Origin of the sequence: Idiomarina loihiensis L2TR (assembly GCF_000008465.1) — a bacterium.
In the GTDB taxonomy this organism is placed as follows: domain Bacteria; phylum Pseudomonadota; class Gammaproteobacteria; order Enterobacterales; family Alteromonadaceae; genus Idiomarina; species Idiomarina loihiensis.
In genome coordinates this window covers 346,603-365,318 of sequence record NC_006512.1, presented here as the reverse complement: position 1 = coordinate 365,318, position 18,716 = coordinate 346,603, and the positions used below count along the sequence as shown (strand labels likewise).

At 46.9% G+C, this 18,716-nt stretch carries 13 protein-coding genes and 5 tRNA genes; all 18 read right to left on the bottom strand.

All coding sequences use genetic code 11. From position 1 onward, the window contains the following. Positions 1 to 54: 54 nt before the first annotated feature. The gene (gene fusA / locus IL_RS01785) at positions 55 to 2,178 is read right to left on the bottom strand and encodes an elongation factor G (protein ID WP_011233611.1); all 2,124 of its coding nucleotides are present in this window, start codon (positions 2,176 to 2,178) and stop codon (positions 55 to 57) included. Between the two features lie 28 nt (positions 2,179 to 2,206). After that, complete coding sequence (rpsG, locus tag IL_RS01780; protein WP_011233610.1) at positions 2,207 to 2,677, bottom strand: 30S ribosomal protein S7; 471 nt, start codon at positions 2,675 to 2,677, stop codon at positions 2,207 to 2,209. Positions 2,678 to 2,749: 72 nt separating this feature from the next. Beyond that, a complete protein-coding gene (rpsL, locus tag IL_RS01775) occupies positions 2,750 to 3,124 on the bottom strand; it encodes a 30S ribosomal protein S12 (RefSeq protein WP_011233609.1) in 375 nt (124 codons plus the stop codon). A 206-nt stretch (positions 3,125 to 3,330) separates the two neighbouring features. Further along, positions 3,331 to 7,566 carry a DNA-directed RNA polymerase subunit beta' gene (rpoC, locus tag IL_RS01770; protein ID WP_011233608.1) on the bottom strand — a complete coding sequence of 1,412 codons (4,236 nt, stop codon included), beginning with the start codon at positions 7,564 to 7,566 and terminating at the stop codon, positions 3,331 to 3,333. Between the two features lie 72 nt (positions 7,567 to 7,638). Next, a complete protein-coding gene (gene rpoB / locus IL_RS01765; RefSeq protein WP_011233607.1) occupies positions 7,639 to 11,667 on the bottom strand; it encodes a DNA-directed RNA polymerase subunit beta in 4,029 nt (1,342 codons plus the stop codon). A gap of 217 nt (positions 11,668 to 11,884) precedes the next feature. Next, on the bottom strand, positions 11,885 to 12,259 hold the full coding sequence (gene rplL, locus IL_RS01760) for a 50S ribosomal protein L7/L12 (RefSeq protein WP_011233606.1): 375 nt from the start codon (positions 12,257 to 12,259) through the stop codon (positions 11,885 to 11,887). Positions 12,260 to 12,313: 54 nt separating this feature from the next. Then, positions 12,314 to 12,832, bottom strand: a complete 519-nt coding sequence (rplJ, locus tag IL_RS01755) for a 50S ribosomal protein L10 (protein ID WP_011233605.1) — start codon at positions 12,830 to 12,832, stop codon at positions 12,314 to 12,316. Positions 12,833 to 13,099: 267 nt separating this feature from the next. Then, positions 13,100 to 13,795 (bottom strand): 50S ribosomal protein L1, encoded by a 696-nt coding sequence (rplA, locus tag IL_RS01750; protein WP_011233604.1) that lies wholly within the window; start codon positions 13,793 to 13,795, stop codon positions 13,100 to 13,102. A 3-nt stretch (positions 13,796 to 13,798) separates the two neighbouring features. Then, a complete protein-coding gene (gene rplK / locus IL_RS01745) occupies positions 13,799 to 14,227 on the bottom strand; it encodes a 50S ribosomal protein L11 (protein ID WP_011233603.1) in 429 nt (142 codons plus the stop codon). A 138-nt stretch (positions 14,228 to 14,365) separates the two neighbouring features. Continuing rightward, entirely contained in the window at positions 14,366 to 14,905 is a 540-nt protein-coding gene (gene nusG / locus IL_RS01740; RefSeq protein WP_011233602.1) for a transcription termination/antitermination protein NusG, read from the bottom strand. Between the two features lie 2 nt (positions 14,906 to 14,907). Further along, positions 14,908 to 15,288: a preprotein translocase subunit SecE gene (secE, locus tag IL_RS01735; RefSeq protein WP_011233601.1), complete on the bottom strand. Its 381-nt coding sequence runs from the start codon at positions 15,286 to 15,288 to the stop codon at positions 14,908 to 14,910. 47 nt (positions 15,289 to 15,335) lie between these two features. Further along, a tRNA-Trp gene (locus IL_RS01730) sits at positions 15,336 to 15,412 on the bottom strand. A gap of 148 nt (positions 15,413 to 15,560) precedes the next feature. Continuing rightward, on the bottom strand, positions 15,561 to 16,745 hold the full coding sequence (gene tuf / locus IL_RS01725) for an elongation factor Tu (protein WP_011233600.1): 1,185 nt from the start codon (positions 16,743 to 16,745) through the stop codon (positions 15,561 to 15,563). An 82-nt stretch (positions 16,746 to 16,827) separates the two neighbouring features. Further along, positions 16,828 to 16,903 (bottom strand) — tRNA-Thr (locus IL_RS01720). 12 nt (positions 16,904 to 16,915) lie between these two features. After that, a tRNA-Gly gene (locus tag IL_RS01715) sits at positions 16,916 to 16,990 on the bottom strand. A 45-nt stretch (positions 16,991 to 17,035) separates the two neighbouring features. After that, positions 17,036 to 17,120: transfer RNA gene (locus tag IL_RS01710), tRNA-Tyr, on the bottom strand. Between the two features lie 19 nt (positions 17,121 to 17,139). Next, positions 17,140 to 17,215: transfer RNA gene (locus tag IL_RS01705), tRNA-Thr, on the bottom strand. 151 nt (positions 17,216 to 17,366) lie between these two features. Beyond that, entirely contained in the window at positions 17,367 to 18,665 is a 1,299-nt protein-coding gene (locus tag IL_RS01700; RefSeq protein ID WP_011233599.1) for an adenylosuccinate synthase, read from the bottom strand. Positions 18,666 to 18,716: the final 51 nt, after the last annotated feature.

Below are 18,716 nucleotides of genomic sequence, written 5' to 3'. Positions count from 1 at the left end.
ATCCTCAAACTTAAGTTAAAAGCCCGGCCTCGAAAGAACCGGACCAGACCTTACTTATTTAGCGTTACGCTCAGCCATTACTTTTTCAGCAATGTTGTTTGGTGCTTCAGCGTACTTCAGGAACTCCATAGAGTACGATGCACGACCCTGCGTTTGTGAACGCAAGTCTGTCGCATAACCGAACATCTCAGACAGTGGCACTTGAGCATTAACCGCTTTCAAGCCACCCGGAGCTTCTTCCATACCTTCAATAAGACCGCGACGACGGTTTAAGTCACCGACGACATCACCCATAGATTCTTCAGGAGTGATAACTTCAACTTTCATCATTGGCTCTAAAAGCGCTGGGTTAGCTTTTAATGCACCTTTCTTGAAGGCCATGCTACCAGCAATTTTAAATGCCATTTCAGAAGAGTCGACATCGTGGTATGAACCATCATACAGAGTCGCTTTAACACCCAATACCGGATAGCCAGCCAAGACGCCTTGTTGCATCTGTTCTTGGATACCCTTGTCTACTGCCGGGATGTACTCTTTCGGTACAACACCACCAACAATTTCGTTTACGAATTTGTAAGTAATGTCATCGCCATTCGCGTCTTCTTCAATAGTCATAGGCTCAAGTTTCAGCCATACATGACCAAACTGACCACGACCACCTGATTGACGTACGAATTTGCCTTCGATTTCTACCGCGTCGCGAATAGCTTCACGATAAGCAACCTGAGGCTGACCTACGTTACATTCAACCTTGAATTCACGCTTCATACGGTCAACGATGATGTCCAGGTGAAGTTCACCCATACCAGAGATGATTGTCTGGCCAGATTCTTCGTCAGTCTTAACACGGAACGATGGATCTTCTGCAGCCAATTTACCTAAAGCAATACCCATTTTTTCCTGGTCAGCTTTAGTTTTCGGCTCTACTGCAACCGAGATAACCGGTTCAGGGAATTCCATACGCTCAAGTGTGATTTTATGAGCTGGATCACACAGCGTGTCACCTGTAGTAACGTCTTTAAGACCAATCAGTGCCGCGATGTCACCAGCGCGAACTTCTTTGATCTCTTCACGGCTGTTTGAGTGCATTTGTACCATACGGCCAACGCGTTCTTTTTTGTTCTTAACTGGGTTAACAACACCGTCGCCCTGGTTCAATACACCAGAGTAAACGCGAACGAACGTCAAGGTACCAACAAATGGGTCAGTCGCAATTTTAAATGCCAGAGCTGAGAATGGTTCTTCGTCAGACGACTTACGTACGCCTTCAGATTCATCATCCAAAATACCAGTGATAGGCTTAACTTCTGTTGGTGATGGCAAGTATTCAATAACAGCGTCAAGCACAGCCTGAACACCTTTGTTTTTGAACGCAGAACCACAAGCAACTAAGCAGATGTCGTTAGCCAGAGTACGGATACGCAAGCCTTGCTTGATTTCCGCTTCTGTTAACTCACCTTCCTCAAGGTATTTGTTCATCAACTCTTCGTTAGCTTCAGCCGCAGCTTCTACCAACTCACCATGATATTTTTCGCATTCATCAACCATGTCAGCAGGGATATCTTCATAAGTGAATGAAGTACCCATGTCTTCTTCGCTCCAGTTGATGAACTTCATTTTAACTAAGTCCACAACGCCGCGGAAGTTGTCTTCTGCGCCTACTGGTAGCTGCATTGGAACAGCCTGAGCTGCCAAACGCGTTTTCATTTGGTGTACAACAGATAAGAAGTCTGCGCCTGCACGGTCCATCTTGTTGACGAATACCATGCGAGGAACTTCATATTTGTTTGCCTGACGCCAAACGGTTTCAGTCTGAGGCTGGACACCAGATGATGCACAAAGTACAACAACAGCGCCGTCAAGAACACGCAAAGAACGTTCAACTTCGATGGTGAAGTCAACGTGTCCAGGAGTATCGATGATGTTTACACGATGCTCAGGGAATTGCTTGTCCATACCCTGCCAGAAACAGGTGGTAGCTGCTGACGTGATAGTAATACCACGCTCTTGTTCTTGTTCCATCCAATCCATGGTGGCTGCACCATCGTGCACCTCACCAATTTTGTGAGACAAACCAGTATAAAACAACACACGTTCAGTTGTGGTTGTTTTACCGGCGTCTACGTGAGCACAAATACCGATATTACGATAGCGCTCTATGGAAGTTTTACGAGCCACAATAAACTCCTTCTAGGTTAACTGCGAATTACCAGCGATAGTGAGCAAACGCTTTGTTTGCTTCAGCCATGCGGTGAACGTCTTCACGTTTCTTCACAGCCGACCCTTTGTTCTCTGATGCATCTAGCATTTCAGCTGCCAGACGCTGCGACATTGATTTTTCACCACGGGTGCGCGCTGCATCAACTAACCAGCGCATAGCCAGTGCGTTACGGCGTACCGGACGAACTTCAACCGGAACCTGATACGTTGAACCACCAACACGACGAGATTTAACCTCAACCATTGGGCGGATGTTATCTAGTATTGTATCAAAGACTTCCAGGCGATCTTTACCTGACTTCTCTGCCAGGATGTCCAATGCACCGTAAATAATTTTTTCAGCGACTGCTTTTTTGCCGTCAACCATGACGACATTGATAAATTTGGCCAACAATTCTGATCCGAACTTAGGATCTGGAAGGATTTTACGTTGACCTATGACGCGTCTTCTTGGCATCTCAATATTCTCCGATTAATTCAGGGTTTTACCCAAAACGTACGACAGTTTGGCCTTACTAACGGAGAACCGTTAAGATTTAGGCCGTTTTGCGCCGTACTTAGAACGACCTTGTCTACGGTCATTAACACCTGAGCAGTCAAGTGCTCCGCGTACTGTGTGATAACGCACACCTGGCAAGTCTTTTACACGACCGCCACGAATTAGTACGACTGAGTGTTCTTGTAAGTTGTGACCTTCGCCACCGATGTACGAAGAAACTTCGTAACCGTTAGTTAAACGAACACGGCAAACTTTACGCATTGCAGAGTTCGGTTTCTTTGGCGTAGTTGTGTAAACACGGGTACATACACCGCGTTTTTGAGGGCACGCTTCAAGAGCCGGAACGTTGCTTTTCACAACGGGCTTTTGACGGCCTTTACGCACCAGCTGGTTAACTGTTGCCATTCATTACTCCTAGTTTAGTTGATGTCGCTTTTTACCACGTGTATAGAGCGTGAAAAATCGCTTTTTTCTGACCACTGAAAGTCAGATCCCGAAATTCGGGAGCGGAAATTCTAATGGTCATATTTTCGCCTGTCAAGGCTATACAAAAGAAGCCGGCACTTTTACAGTACCGGCTTCTGTACACGAACGTTAAAAACGTTCGCTAATTATTCTGCAGAATCATCACCTGCAGAACTATTTCCAGCATTTAAGGCATCCGCAAGTTGTTGCTCAGCCTGCTCTGCAGTCATAGTTGGCTCGATATCAACATTCAGTTCATCCAGTCGACGCTGCATGCGCTCTTTGTGATATGAGTAACCTGTACCTGCAGGAATCAGACGACCAACAATTACGTTTTCTTTCAGTCCACGTAAGCTGTCTTTCTTACCACCAACTGCTGCTTCGGTAAGAACTCGCGTTGTTTCCTGGAACGAAGCCGCTGAAATAAAGGATTCAGTCGACAACGATGCCTTAGTAATACCCAGCAACTGACGTTCAAATATTGCTGGTTTCTTACCATCCGCTTCCGCTTTCGCGTTAGCTGCTAACACCTCTGACATTTCAACCATCTCGCCTTCCAGCAAGTTCGTATCACCGGCGCGTAAAATAAGCGCCTTACGCAACATCTGACGAACAATAGTTTCAATGTGCTTATCGTTAATTTTAACACCCTGCAGACGGTAAACTTCCTGCACTTCGTTAACGATATAGTTAGCAACTGCACTAACGCCACGTAAGCGTAAAATGTCGTGCGGTGCTTCTGGACCATCGGCAATAACTTCACCTTTAGTCACTTGTTCACCTTCAAACACGTTCAGTTGACGCCATTTCGGAATCATCTCTTCGTGCTGATCACCACCATCTGTTGGGGTAATCAATAGGCGACGTTTACCTTTGGTTTCTTTACCGAAGGAAACCGTACCGGTTTTCTCTGCAAGAATCGCTGGTTCTTTTGGCTTACGCGCTTCGAACAAGTCAGCAACACGTGGCAGACCACCGGTAATATCACGAGTCTTAGAGCCTTCCTGAGGAATACGCGCTAAGGTGTCACCAATTTTAACCTCAGAATTATCTTCCAGGTTAATGATAGCGTTACCTGGCAAGAAGTATTGCGCAGGGATATCTGTACCGGCGATATTAACGTCGTTACCTTTACCATCAACCAATTTCACCATTGGACGCATGTCTTTACCGGCACTGGTGCGCTGACCTGTTTCCAGTACAACAATGCTTGAAAGGCCTGTCAGTTCATCGGTTTGACGAGTCATGGTGACACCATCAATTAAATCAACAAACTTGATACGACCTTCTACCTCGGTAATGATTGGGTGAGTGTGCGGGTCCCAGTTAGCAACGGTTTCGCCGCCATCTACTGAGTCGCCTTCACCTTTTTTCAAGACCGCACCATAAGGTACTTTGTAACGCTCGCGCTCACGACCGTATTCATCAGTCAGAGTTAACTCTGTAGAACGTGACGTAATAACGTGTGCTTTATCGCTGTTCACAACCCATTTAGCGTTATGCAGCTTGATTGTACCCGGGTTTTTCACCTGGATATTGTTTTCAGCTGTTGCACGAGATGCCGCACCACCGATGTGGAAGGTACGCATGGTTAACTGTGTACCCGGTTCACCGATTGACTGTGCTGCTATAACACCAACCGCTTCACCCTGGTTAACCATATGTCCGCGAGCCAGGTCACGACCATAACAGTGTGCACAAACACCAAAGTCTGTATCACAAGTAATAACCGAGCGAACTTTAACTTCGTCGATAGAATTCTCTTCCAATACGTCACACATTTTTTCATCAAGCAATGTATTACGCGGAAGTAGCTCTTCTTCGCTGCCAGGTTTCATTACCGGCTCACAAAGAACACGACCCAATACACGTTCACGCAGCGGTTCTACAACGTCACCACCTTCAATCAGCGGCTTCATGTAAAGACCTTCGTATGTGCCACAGTCTTCTTCCATGATCACAACGTCTTGTGAAACGTCTACCAAACGACGAGTCAGGTAACCTGAGTTCGCTGTTTTCAATGCTGTATCGGCCAAACCTTTACGAGCACCGTGCGTCGAGATGAAGTACTGAAGTACGTTCAGACCTTCACGGAAGTTAGCAACGATTGGCGTTTCGATGATTGAGCCATCTGGCTTAGCCATCAAACCACGCATACCGGCCAACTGACGAATCTGTGCGGGGCTACCACGAGCGCCTGAATCCGCCATCATAAAGACTGAGTTAAATGATGCTTGCTCTTCGTCTTCACCGTCTTTGTTTTTAACGATCTCTTTCGACAAGTTATCCATCATCGCTTTCGAGACTTTCTCGTTAGCGGTTGACCAAATATCGATAACTTTGTTGTATTTCTCACCGGCAGTTACCAAACCTGATTCGAACTGTTCCTGAATTTCAGCCACTTCTTCTTCTGCTGCAGAAACAATCTCTTTCTTAGCTTCAGGGATAACCATGTCGTTTATACCAACCGACGCACCCGATACCATTGCGTAATGGAAACCGGTATACATGATTTGGTCAGCGAAAACGACTGTATCTTTCAAACCAAGGTCGCGATAAGCCTTGTTCAACATACGGCCAATCGGTTTTTTACCCATAGCCTGGTTAATCAGTTCAAAAGGCAGACCTTCCGGCATAATCAGTGACAAAATTGCGCGACCACAAGTGGTGTCACGCAGTTCGGTTTTCGTTGTACGATTGCCGTCGTCATCAATGGTGGTATCGGTGATACGTACCCGGACGCGACTATGCAACTCAACCTGACCCGTACGGTAAGCCTTTTCGGCTTCGTTCGGATCTTTGAAAACCATGCCTTCGCCTTTGCCGTTGATTTTTTCTTTAGTCATGTAATACAGACCAAGTACAACGTCCTGCGAAGGAACGATAATAGGATCACCACTGGCCGGCGACAGTACGTTGTTGGTAGACATCATCAACGCACGTGCTTCCAACTGAGCTTCTAAAGTCAGTGGTAAGTGCACAGCCATTTGGTCACCATCAAAGTCGGCGTTATAAGCCGCACAGACCAACGGATGCAGTTGAATCGCTTTACCTTCAATCAGTACCGGTTCAAACGCCTGGATACCCAAACGGTGAAGTGTCGGCGCACGGTTAAGCAGTACTGGGTGCTCCTTGATAACTTCATCAAGTACGTCCCAAACTTCTGCTGTTTCGCGCTCAACCATTTTCTTCGCTGCTTTAATGGTTGTTGCTAAACCACGACGCTCTAATTTGCCATAGATAAATGGTTTGAATAATTCCAACGCCATTTTCTTAGGCAGACCACACTGGTGCAGGCGCAATTTAGGACCAACGGTAATAACCGAACGGCCTGAATAGTCAACACGTTTACCCAGCAGGTTCTGACGGAAACGACCCTGTTTACCTTTGATCATGTCAGCCAAAGATTTCAGAGGACGTTTGTTAGAGCCTGTAATAGCACGACCACGACGACCGTTATCTAACAACGCATCAACCGCTTCCTGCAGCATACGTTTTTCGTTGCGCACGATAATATCTGGTGCAGCAAGGTCTAACAGACGCTTCAGACGGTTGTTACGGTTGATTACGCGACGATACAAGTCGTTAAGATCAGACGTAGCAAAACGACCGCCATCAAGCGGTACCAACGGACGTAAGTCTGGTGGCAGAATTGGAAGTACTTTTAAGATCATCCACTCAGGCTTGTTGTTTGATACCTGGAATGCTTCAAGTAACTTCAGTCGTTTGCTAATTTTCTTACGTTTGGTTTCTGAGTTTGTCTCAGGTAACTCTTCACGTAATTTTTGAACATCACCGTCGATATCAACAGCGCGTAACAGATCCAGAACTGCTTCTGCACCCATTTTTGCGTCGAATTCGTCGCCGTGCTCTTCAAGTGCGTCTAAGTATTCGTCTTCAGTCAGGATTTGACCCTGCTCAAGAGAGGTTAAACCACCCTCTGTAACAACGTAAGATTCGAAATACAGTACACGTTCGATATCACGCAGAGTCATATCCAGCATTAAACCAATGCGCGACGGCAATGATTTAAGGAACCAGATGTGCGCAACCGGGCTGGCCAGTTCAATGTGACCCATACGCTCACGGCGCACTTTAGTCAGTGTAACTTCAACGCCACACTTCTCACAGATGACACCACGGTGCTTAAGGCGCTTGTATTTACCACACAAGCACTCATAGTCTTTTACCGGACCAAAAATACGGGCACAGAACAAACCATCACGTTCCGGCTTAAAGGTACGGTAATTAATAGTTTCAGGTTTTTTCACCTCACCATATGACCAACTACGGATCATATCTGGAGACGAAAGAGCGATGCGAATACCATCAAACTCTTCTGCCTGATTCGTCGGCTTTAAAAGCTTCAGCAAGTCTTTCACGATTTATCTCCTGTCGGAGTTCAACCTACGGGGAGCGCAAGCACTCCCCCAATTTATTCCAGCAACAGCGTCTTAGTTCTGTTCTAGCTCGATATTGATGCCCAGCGAGCGGATTTCTTTCAACAATACGTTGAAGGATTCCGGCATGCCCGCTTCCATCTGCAAGTTGTTGTCGACAATGTTTTTGTACATCTTCGTACGACCGTTCACGTCGTCCGACTTAACTGTCAACATTTCTTGCAAGGTATAAGCCGCACCATATGCTTCCAATGCCCAGACTTCCATCTCACCGAAGCGCTGACCACCAAACTGAGCTTTACCACCCAGTGGTTGTTGAGTAACCAAGCTGTACGAGCCAGTTGAACGTGCGTGCATTTTATCGTCGACCAAGTGGTTCAGTTTGAGCATGTACATGTAACCAACGGTTACGTCACGTTCAAATTTATCACCCGTACGGCCGTCGAATAACCGAATCTGACCAGATTCAGGTAAGTCTGCAAGCTTCAACAGTGCCTTAATTTCTTCTTCAACTGCACCATCAAATACAGGTGTAGCTGTTGGCAGACCGGCTTTCAAGTTACCGGCTAAGCGCATCACTTCATCATCAGTAAACTCAGTAATGTCTACTTTCTGACGGCTTTCGCCCAAGTCGTACACCTGCTGTAAAAAGTCGCGTAATTCAGAGATAGCACGTTGCTGTTTCAGCATTTTTTCGATCTTGCTACCAATACCGCGAGCCGCCATACCTAAGTGTGTTTCCAGGATCTGACCGATGTTCATCCGCGAAGGTACACCCAGCGGGTTCAATACGATATCGACCGGGTTCCCTTCATCATCGTGTGGCATATCTTCCACAGGAATGATGGTTGAGATAACACCTTTGTTACCGTGACGGCCAGCCAGTTTATCACCAGGCTGGATACTACGGCGTACGGCTAAGTAAACCTTAACGATTTTCAGAACACCCGGCGCTAAATCATCGCCTTGAGTGATCTTACGACGCTTAGTCTCAAACTTAGTGTCGAAGTCGTCACGAATTTGCTGGTACTGCTCAGCAATTTGCTCTAATTGAGCTTGTGCGTCTTCGTTGCCTAAGTCCTGAGTCAACCAGCTTGAGCGATCGACGCTCGCCAGTTTTGCTTCATCAAAGCCATTACTTAACAACAAGTTGCGAGCTCGGTTGTAAATACCTTCTTCAAGAATCTTGAATTCTTCTGTCAGGTCTTTCTTAACCTTAGCCAGCTGCATTTCTTCAATCGCTACCGCGCGCTTATCTTTTTCAACGCCATCACGAGTGAATACTTGTACGTCAATAACTGTACCGTTGACACCATTTGGTACACGCAGAGAGCTGTCTTTTACATCAGACGCTTTCTCACCGAAGATAGCTCGCAAGAGTTTCTCTTCCGGCGTTAACTGCGTTTCACCTTTAGGGGTGACTTTACCGACCAGAATGTCGCCGCCATTAACTTCTGCACCGACATAAACAACACCGGATTCATCCAGCTTACCTAATGCAGACTCACCAACGTTTGGTATATCAGAGGTAATCTCCTCAGCACCCAACTTGGTATCACGAGCAACACAGTTTAATTCTTGAATATGGATGGTTGTCATCCGATCTTCTTGCGCTACGCGCTCAGAAATCAGAATCGAATCCTCGAAGTTATAACCATTCCAAGGCATGAAGGCCACACGCATGTTCTGACCCAGTGCTAATTCACCTAAGTCAGTTGACGGACCATCAGCTAAAACGTCACCGCGTGTTACAGGTTCACCTGGGTTCACGGTTGGTTTTTGGTTAATACAAGTGTTCTGGTTAGAGCGCGTGTATTTAGTCAGGTTATAAATGTCGATGCCCGCTTCACCCGGGACCATCTCTTCTTCGTTAACCTTAACCACGATACGACTGGCGTCTACGTAATCGACAACACCACCACGCTTAGCAACAACGGTAACACCGGAGTCAACTGCGATAGTGCGTTCGATACCGGTTCCGACCAGCGGCTTATCAGCGCGCAATGTAGGAACGGCCTGACGTTGCATGTTCGAGCCCATCAAGGCTCGGTTAGCATCATCGTGTTCAAGGAACGGGATCATACTTGCTGCGATAGAAACGATTTGCTGAGGTGCAACGTCCATGTACTGGACTTGCTCTTTACTCATCAGCGTAAATTCGTTTTTATGGCGGCAAGGTACCAAATCTTCAGTCAACTCGCCTTTATCGTTCAGACCTACGTTCGCCTGGGCGATAACGTAGTTGCCTTCTTCGATTGCGGACAAATAGTCAACGTCGTCTGTAACAGAGCCGTTCTCAATACGACGATAAGGCGTTTCCAAGAAGCCATATTCATTCGTACGTGAGAAAGTCGACAGCGAGTTGATTAGACCGATGTTCGGGCCTTCTGGAGTTTCAATCGGACACAAACGACCATAGTGCGTTGGATGTACGTCACGAACTTCGAAACCGGCACGTTCACGAGTCAAACCACCCGGACCTAAAGCAGAGATACGACGCTTATGCGTCACTTCTGACAATGGGTTGTTCTGGTCCATAAATTGCGACAGCTGGCTTGAACCAAAGAACTCTTTAACCGCAGCACTAATTGGCTTCGCGTTAATCAGGTCTTGAGGCATGGTGTTGTCTAAGTCACCCAGCGACAAGCGTTCTTTTACTGCGCGTTCTACACGTACCAAACCGACACGGAATTGGTTTTCTGCCATTTCGCCGACTGAACGTATACGACGGTTACCCAGGTGGTCAATGTCATCAACTTCATCTAAACCGTTACGGATTTCGATAAGTTTTTTCATGACTTCGACGATGTCTTCTCTGGACAACGTGTTATCACCGCTTAAGTCTTCACGACCCAAACGACGGTTGAACTTCATGCGGCCAACAGTTGATAAGTCATAACGTTCTTCGCTGAAGAACAGGTTATCAAATAGAGTTTCGGCGGCTTCGCGTGTTGGCGGCTCGCCCGGACGCATCATGCGATAGATTTCAACCAAAGCTTCTAAGCGGTTGTTGCTTGAATCAACGCGTAAGGTTTCGCTCATGTATGGACCGTGATCCAAATCGTTAACGAACAGCGTTTCAATTTTCTTAATACCCGCTTCGCTAAGCTCGGCGATAAGCTCAAGTGTCAGCACGTCATTCGCGTGACCGACCACTTCGCCAGTTTTCTTATTCGCGTAGTCTTTCGCTAATACTTTTCCGACCATGTATTCTGCCGGCACTTCCATCTCTTTAATGTCCAGTTGCTCCAACTGGCGGATGTGACGTGCGGTAATACGACGGCCTTTTTCGACCAGTACTTCGCCTTCAGCACCTTTGATGTCGAACTTGGCGGTCTCGCCACGCAGACGCTCAGGCACCAACTGCATTTTCACCTTAGTTTTAAGGATTTCAAAGTACGTTGTGTCGAAGAACATATCGAGAATTTCTTCAGTGCTGTATTCCAGAGCACGAAGAATAATTGACGCCGGTAATTTACGACGACGGTCGATACGTACAAAAACGTTGTCTTTAGGATCAAATTCAAAATCCAACCAAGAGCCACGGTAAGGAATAACACGCGCGTTATACAGGACTTTACCTGACGAGTGTGATTTACCTTTGTCGTGATCAAAGAACACACCAGGTGAACGGTGGAGCTGAGAAACGATAACTCGCTCTGTGCCATTGATAACGAAGGTTCCGTTTTCTGTCATTAACGGAATTTCGCCCATGTACACTTCTTGTTCTTTAATGTCTTTAACTGTACCGGCAGCTGCTTCTTTATCAAACAGCACCAGACGCAGTTTCACACGCAATGGTGCTGAGTAGGTAATGCCCCGGATCTGACATTCTTCAACGTCAAACGCCGGCTCACCCATGTGATAACTGACGTACTGTAGTTCCGCAGTACCAGAATAACTGGCAATAGGAAAGACCGAACGAAAAGCCGCTTCCAGACCATTATTGGCTTCTGGATCGACTTCAATAAATTTCTTAAATGAATCAAGCTGCATAGACAGCAAATAAGGAACTTCTAAGACCTGAGGTCGTTTACCGAAATCCTTACGAATACGTTTTTTTTCAGAGTAGGAGTACGCCATGGGGTTCCTCAGCTAGCTGATTGATGACCCTAACCAACGAGTGGTTCGATGGTTAAAAACAGATTAATCTTTTATCTGTCGATCCCGTTGTTATTTTTTTCGCTTATCTGTATCCAACCTCGGGCAAAATGATACAAGCGATACAGCGCAAAAGGGCTGGTGGTTAATTAACCACCAGCCCGAGGCCTAAAAGGCCATATGTCGTACAAAAGTTAAATTACTTAACTTCAACTTCCGCACCAGCTTCTTCAAGCTGCTTTTTCAGCTCTTCAGCTTCGTCTTTGCTTACACCTTCTTTAACTGCTACTGGTGCAGACTCAACCATAGCTTTAGCTTCTTTCAAGCCAAGGCCAGTTGCGCCGCGAACAGCTTTGATAGCGGAAACTTTGTTTGCGCCAGCTGCTTTCAGTACTACGTCAAATTCAGTTTTTTCTTCAGCTGCTGCTTCGCCGCCTGCTGCTGGAGCAGCTACTGCTACTGCTGCAGATGCGTCAACGCCGAATTTTTCTTCAGCTGCTTCGATCAGTTCAACCAGTTCCATTACTGGCATTTCAGCGATCGCGTTTAAGATGTCGTCTTTAGTCAGAGCCATTACTCTAAACTCCTGGGTTTATAATTACAAAAAAATGGTTAAAAAACCAACGTATTATTTAGCGTCTTTAATTGCTGCCAACGTTCTAACGAACTTGCTAGGTACTTCGTTAACTGTTTTAACGAATTTGCTAACCGGTTCTTTGAAGGTGGCGAGCAATTTAGCCAATGCTTCGTCACGAGTCGGAAGTGAAGCAACTGCGTCCAATTTTTCTGGACCCATGATGCCATTACCGATTGACAGAGCTGTCACTTGCAAGTTCTTGTTTTCTTTTGAGAAGTCTTTGAACAAACGAGCTGAAGCGCCCGGTGCGTCCATAGAAAACCCATAAACAAGAGGTCCTTTAAGTGCATCGCCCATGTCGTCAAACTGTGTGCCTTCAAAAGCGCGTTTTGCCAGTGTATTTCGTACAACTTTAACGAAAATACCCTGCTCGCGAGCTTTCTTACGCAGCGCAGTCATATCGGCTACTTCGATGCCTCGATATTCAGCAACGGTGACGGCTAGCGCATTTGAAGCAACGTCGTTAACTTCCTTAACGATGGCTTTCTTTCCGGCTAAACCAATTGCCACTGATATCACCTCGTTTTCAATTTGGGACCGAAGTCCCTCGTTACAATTAGGTGGGATAAAACCCACCGCGTTGTCACGGTGATTCTCTACCCAGAGAGCCTGAGTCGGATATCACCATCTGCGTAGGAAATTAAGTGCCACTACTCGATATTCTGAGATTCTCGCGGTACACCTACGGTCTTGGACGGGAGCCTTGTTTTGTTGCGCCTTAGCAACGCCACGGCAGCTCCAACCCATAAACCATTACACTAACCTGACTGAAGCGAATTAAACCGCTGCTACAGTTGCCTGGTCAATGCTCACACCAGCACCCATTGTTGTGGACAGGCTAATGCGTTTTACAAAAACACCTTTAGCTGAAGAAGGCTTAGCTTTCTTAAGAGCTGCCAGCAGAGCTTCAAGGTTTTCTTTCAATTTGTCGTTATCGAAGTCAACACGGCCGATTGTTGCATGAACAATACCGTTTTTATCGTTGCGATAGCGAACCTGACCCGCTTTAGCGTTTTTAACTGCAGTTGCTACGTCTGGAGTTACAGTACCAGTTTTCGGGTTAGGCATCAGGCCACGTGGACCTAAGATTTGACCTAATTGACCAACAACACGCATTGCGTCAGGTGATGCAACGACTACGTCGAAGTTCATTTCACCTTTCTTAACTTGCGCTGCTAAGTCTTCCATACCAACGATATCTGCACCGGCTGCTTTCGCTTTTTCTGCATTGTCACCTGAAGTGAATACAGCAACACGAACGTCACGGCCAGTACCGTTTGGCAGTACCGTAGCACCACGAACGTTTTGGTCAGATTTACGAGCATCGATGCCTAAGTTTACTGCGACATCAACACTTTCAGTGAATTTTGCTGTTGCTAACTCTTTTAACAGAGTAATCGCTTCATTCACATCGTAATCACGGGCTTCAACTTTCTCTGCGATCATACGAGCGCGTTTTGTTAATTTAGCCATTGATTAGCCCTCCACGTTCAAGCCCATCGCGCGAGCAGAGCCGGCGATAGTGCGTACAGCTGCGTCCATGTCGGCAGCAGTCAGGTCTGGTTCTTTAGTTTTCGCAATTTCTTCTAATTGCGCGCGAGTTACCGTACCAACTTTCTTGGTGTTCGGCTCGCCTGAACCACTTTTGATACCAGCCGCTTTCTTCAATAAGAAAGACGCAGGAGGCGTTTTGGTAATAAATGTGAATGAACGGTCTTCGAACACTGTAATTTCAACAGGAACCGGAGCGCCTTTTTCCAGGCTGTCGGTCTGTGCGTTGAACGCTTTACAGAATTCCATAATGTTCACACCGTGCTGACCCAATGCAGGACCAACTGGCGGTGACGGGTTAGCTGAACCAGCAGCTACCTGTAATTTGATAATGGCCGATACTTTCTTCGCCATGGTAATTACCTCTGTTGTGGGTTTAACGCCTCGTAACTTTTCAGAGGAAAGTTACTCCAACGGCTTCCCGTTAAAAAAGGACGCGAATTATAAGTGACTTCGCGCCATAGATCAATCTTTGTCTTGCTGCTTTTTTGATCAGGCTTTTTCTATCTGACCAAATTCAAGCTCAACTGGTGTCGCTCGGCCGAAGATCGAAACCGATACCGTAACACGGCTCTTCTCGTAATCAACTTCCTCAACCGTACCGTTGAAGTCAGCGAAAGGACCGTCGTTAACACGTACAACTTCGCCCGGCTCAAATAAGGTCTTAGGCTTAGGCTTGTCTGCAGAATCTTGTAAGCGGTCGAGGATAGCATCGGCTTCTTTCTTTGAAATAGGGGTAGGACGATCGCTACTACCACCGATAAAGCCAAGTACTCGAGGCACGCTCTTAATCAAGTGCCAGGCATCTTCGTCCATATCCATTTCGACTAAAACATAGCCCGGAAAGAATTTGCGTTCACTTTTGCGACGAACGCCGCCGCGCATTTCCACAACTTCTTCTTTAGGTACCAGAATCTCACCGAATTTATCTTCCATACCGTGCATTTTGATATGTTCTTTCAGAGATTCAGAAACCCGTGCCTCGTAACCGGAAAAAGCTTGTACTACGTACCAACGTTTCTTATCGCTCATGGTTAAATCTCCAATCCGGTTAAGAAGCCAACGACACGTACCAGGATGCCGTCAAGGCCCCAGAGAATAAGTGCTACTACAACGGTCGCAACAACAACGATAAGCGTTGTTTGAGTCGCTTCCTGACGCGATGGCCAGACAACCTTTCGAACTTCGGTACGACTTTCTTTCGCAAACGACAAAAAGGTTTTTCCCTTCGTTGTCGTGCTGGCAAAGAAACCTGCTAAGGCAACTAAAACAACCACAGCAATAGCACGGTATAAAACCGACACTTCTTCTGTGTAATAATGATTACCGCCAATAGCAACAACTAAAAGGGCGATTGTGATTATCCATTTCAAACTGTTCAACGAACTGCTTTGCGTCTCGTTATTTGCGCTCATTCTTTAATCCTAGTTGCGACCGGTCTTCGCTTTGAATCAATAAAATCTGGCAGGGGCGGAGGGATTCGAACCCCCAACCATCGGTTTTGGAGACCGCTGTTCTACCAATTGGAACTACGCCCCTAAATTTGCCTACCCTACAATTGGTGCAGGATTGGACGCGGTATTATACCTATTATGGTTTTTGACGCAAGCCCAGCCGCGCCCTTCTCCGCCCTAGCAGGCATAAAAAAGCCCGGCCAAAGCCGGGCTCTTAAAATCAACCGGACTGCTTAGTCCATGATTTTTGATACAACGCCTGCACCTACGGTACGGCCACCCTCACGGATAGCAAAACGCAGACCTTCGTCCATTGCGATTGGAGCAATCAAATCAACAACGAATTTCAGGTTATCACCAGGCATGACCATTTCTACGCCTTCTGGCAATTCTACGGCACCAGTAACGTCCGTTGTACGGAAGTAGAACTGTGGACGGTAACCTTTAAAGAATGGCGTATGACGGCCACCTTCGTCTTTGCTCAGTACGTAAACTTCCGCTTCGAACTTAGTATGCGGAGTAATTGTACCTGGCTTCGCCAGTACCTGACCACGCTCTACGTCGTCACGCTTAGTACCACGCAACAAGGCACCAATGTTCTCACCTGCACGACCTTCGTCAAGCAGCTTACGGAACATCTCAACACCAGTAACTGTGGTCTTCGTGGTGTCTTTCATACCAACGATTTCACACTCGTCGCCTGTACGCACGATACCGCGCTCTACACGACCTGTTACTACCGTACCACGACCTGAAATCGAGAATACGTCTTCGATTGGCATGATGAACGGCTTATCGATGTCACGCTCTGGCTCTGGGATGTAGTTATCCAGTGCGTCAGCCAGCTCAACAATTTTCTTACTCCACTCTTCGTCGCCTTCCAGCGCTTTCAGTGCAGAGCCTTGAATTACTGGCAGGTCGTCGCCCGGGAAGTCATATTCTGACAACAGTTCACGAACTTCCATTTCTACCAGCTCTAACAGCTCTTCGTCGTCGACCATGTCACATTTGTTCATGAATACAACGATGAATGGTACGCCTACCTGACGTGAAAGCAGGATGTGCTCACGAGTCTGTGGCATTGGGCCGTCTGTTGCTGCTACGACTAAGATTGCGCCGTCCATCTGCGCCGCACCGGTGATCATGTTTTTAACATAGTCAGCGTGCCCTGGGCAGTCTACGTGTGCGTAGTGACGAGTTGGTGTGTCATATTCAACGTGTGACGTTGAAATGGTAATACCACGCTCTTTCTCTTCTGGCGCGTTATCGATGGCTGCGAAGTCTTTCGCCGCACCACCATAAACTTTTGCCAAAACAGTTGTGATAGCAGCAGTTAGTGTTGTTTTACCGTGGTCAACGTGACCGATGGTGCCGACGTTTACGTGCGGCTTCGAACGTTCAAATTTTTCTTTAGACATTGCAGCCTCTCTAACAAAATTCTTCGGTGTGTTACCTAAGCTAAAAAGCATTACCGAGGTTTATTAGGGGCCTAAATTGAAATGGTGCTGATAGGCGGATTCGAACCGCCGACCTCACCCTTACCAAGGGTGCGCTCTACCAACTGAGCTATATCAGCACTGACGGAATGTGGAGCGGGTGGCGGGAATCGAACCCGCGTCATCAGCTTGGAAGGCTGAGGTAATAGCCACTATACGACACCCGCAAATTCACAATTTTATGAGGCCACTTCAAAACCAAGGAAATTGCGTGGTGGAGGGGGCAGGATTCGAACCTGCGAAGGCTGAGCCGTCAGATTTACAGTCTGATCCCTTTGGCCACTCGGGAACCCCTCCCGTGTCTTGCAATTTAAATTGGTGCCGGCACCAAGAGTCGAACTCGGGACCTACTGATTACAAGTCAGTTGCTCTACCAACTGAGCTATGCCGGCACCACCGGTTAGGTGGAGCGCATTCTATGGTACTAGATTTGATAGTGCAATAGGTGCGCGTAATTTTTTTAAGTTTTTTGTTCTGACTGGTCAGTTTTTATCTACATCGGATGAAAACTGACCGTCTTTTAGTAACATACACTACTTTTTCTTACTGCCCAAACGGGTGCCGTAAGACAATGGTTTCTTTACGATCTGGACCAGTTGAAATGATATCTACCGGTACACCGGTTAACGCTTCGATACGGGCAATATAAGCTAAAGCTTCTGGCGGTAACTCTTTATGTTCAGTTATGCCAACAGTGCTTTGCTGCCAGCCCGGCATTGTTTCGTAAATGGGCTCTACCACTTCATAGTCTTCTGCAGACAGCGGAGGATGCTCTGTCACACTGCCATCGGAGAGCTGATAACCAATACAAATCTTTAACTCTTCAAGGCCGTCCAGTACATCTAACTTAGTTAAGCAGAAGCCACTGATAGAGTTAATTTGTACTGCCCGCCGCATCGCTACAGCGTCTATCCAACCGGTACGGCGTTTGCGCCCGGTGGTTGCACCAAACTCATGACCTTTCTCACCTAAGTGCTGGCCTACTTCACAGTCAAGTTCAGTCGGGAAGGGTCCACTACCCACGCGAGTGGTGTAGGCTTTGACAATACCCAACACGTAATCAATATAACGAGGACCAAAGCCAGCTCCGGTCGCAACACCGCCTGCGGTTGTATTGGAAGAGGTTACATAAGGGTAAGTACCATGGTCGATATCCAGCAAAGTGCCCTGTGCACCTTCGAACATGATTGACTCGCCATTTTTACGTGCTTTATCAAGTAAAGCAGGTACATCAATCACCATAGGTTTCAATACTTCGGCGAACTCTTCGCATTGCTTAAGTACGGTATCGAAATCAATTGCATCGGCTTTATAGTATTCAACTAAGGAGAAGTTGTGATAATCCACCAGCTCTTTCAGCTTCTCACCAAAACGCTTCATATCAAATAAGTCACCAACGCGCAGACCTCGACGGGCAACTTTGTCTTCATACGCAGGACCAATGCCACGCCCCGTTGTACCAATGGCTTCTTTACCGCGCGCACGTTCACGTGCCTGGTCAAGAGCTACATGGAATGGCAGAATTAATGGACAAGCTTTGCTGATACGCAAACGGTCTGCCACTGGAACATGTCGTGCTTCCAGCATAGCCATTTCTTCCATCAGTGCTTCGGGTGATAAAACCACGCCGTTGCCAATAACGCATTGAACATTTTTGCGTAGAATACCTGAAGGAATTAAATGCAGGACGGTTTTTTCACCGTCAATAACCAATGTGTGCCCAGCATTATGTCCGCCCTGATACCGCACAACCATAGTGGCTTTATCGGTTAACAGGTCAACAATTTTACCTTTGCCTTCGTCACCCCACTGGGTGCCTAGAATTACAACGTTCTGACTCATGATTGCCCCGCGTAAAAAAAATCGGAGCGATCTTACCTTTAATCGGAGGGT

What these genes read in the sequence shown, in the direction of transcription:
- rpsG (WP_011233610.1), bottom strand. Translation starts at nt 2,677, where the DNA reads ATGCCAAGAAGACGCGTCATAGGTCAACGTAAAATCCTTCCAGATCCT.
- rpsL (WP_011233609.1), bottom strand. Translation starts at nt 3,124, where the DNA reads ATGGCAACAGTTAACCAGCTGGTGCGTAAAGGCCGTCAAAAGCCCGTT.
- rpoB (WP_011233607.1), bottom strand. Translation starts at nt 11,667, where the DNA reads ATGGCGTACTCCTACTCTGAAAAAAAACGTATTCGTAAGGATTTCGGT.
- rplL (WP_011233606.1), bottom strand. Translation starts at nt 12,259, where the DNA reads ATGGCTCTGACTAAAGACGACATCTTAAACGCGATCGCTGAAATGCCA.
- rplA (WP_011233604.1), bottom strand. Translation starts at nt 13,795, where the DNA reads ATGGCTAAATTAACAAAACGCGCTCGTATGATCGCAGAGAAAGTTGAA.
- rplK (WP_011233603.1), bottom strand. Translation starts at nt 14,227, where the DNA reads ATGGCGAAGAAAGTATCGGCCATTATCAAATTACAGGTAGCTGCTGGT.
- nusG (WP_011233602.1), bottom strand. Translation starts at nt 14,905, where the DNA reads ATGAGCGATAAGAAACGTTGGTACGTAGTACAAGCTTTTTCCGGTTAC.
- secE (WP_011233601.1), bottom strand. Translation starts at nt 15,288, where the DNA reads ATGAGCGCAAATAACGAGACGCAAAGCAGTTCGTTGAACAGTTTGAAA.
- tuf (WP_011233600.1), bottom strand. Translation starts at nt 16,745, where the DNA reads ATGTCTAAAGAAAAATTTGAACGTTCGAAGCCGCACGTAAACGTCGGC.
- IL_RS01700 (WP_011233599.1), bottom strand. Translation starts at nt 18,665, where the DNA reads ATGAGTCAGAACGTTGTAATTCTAGGCACCCAGTGGGGTGACGAAGGC.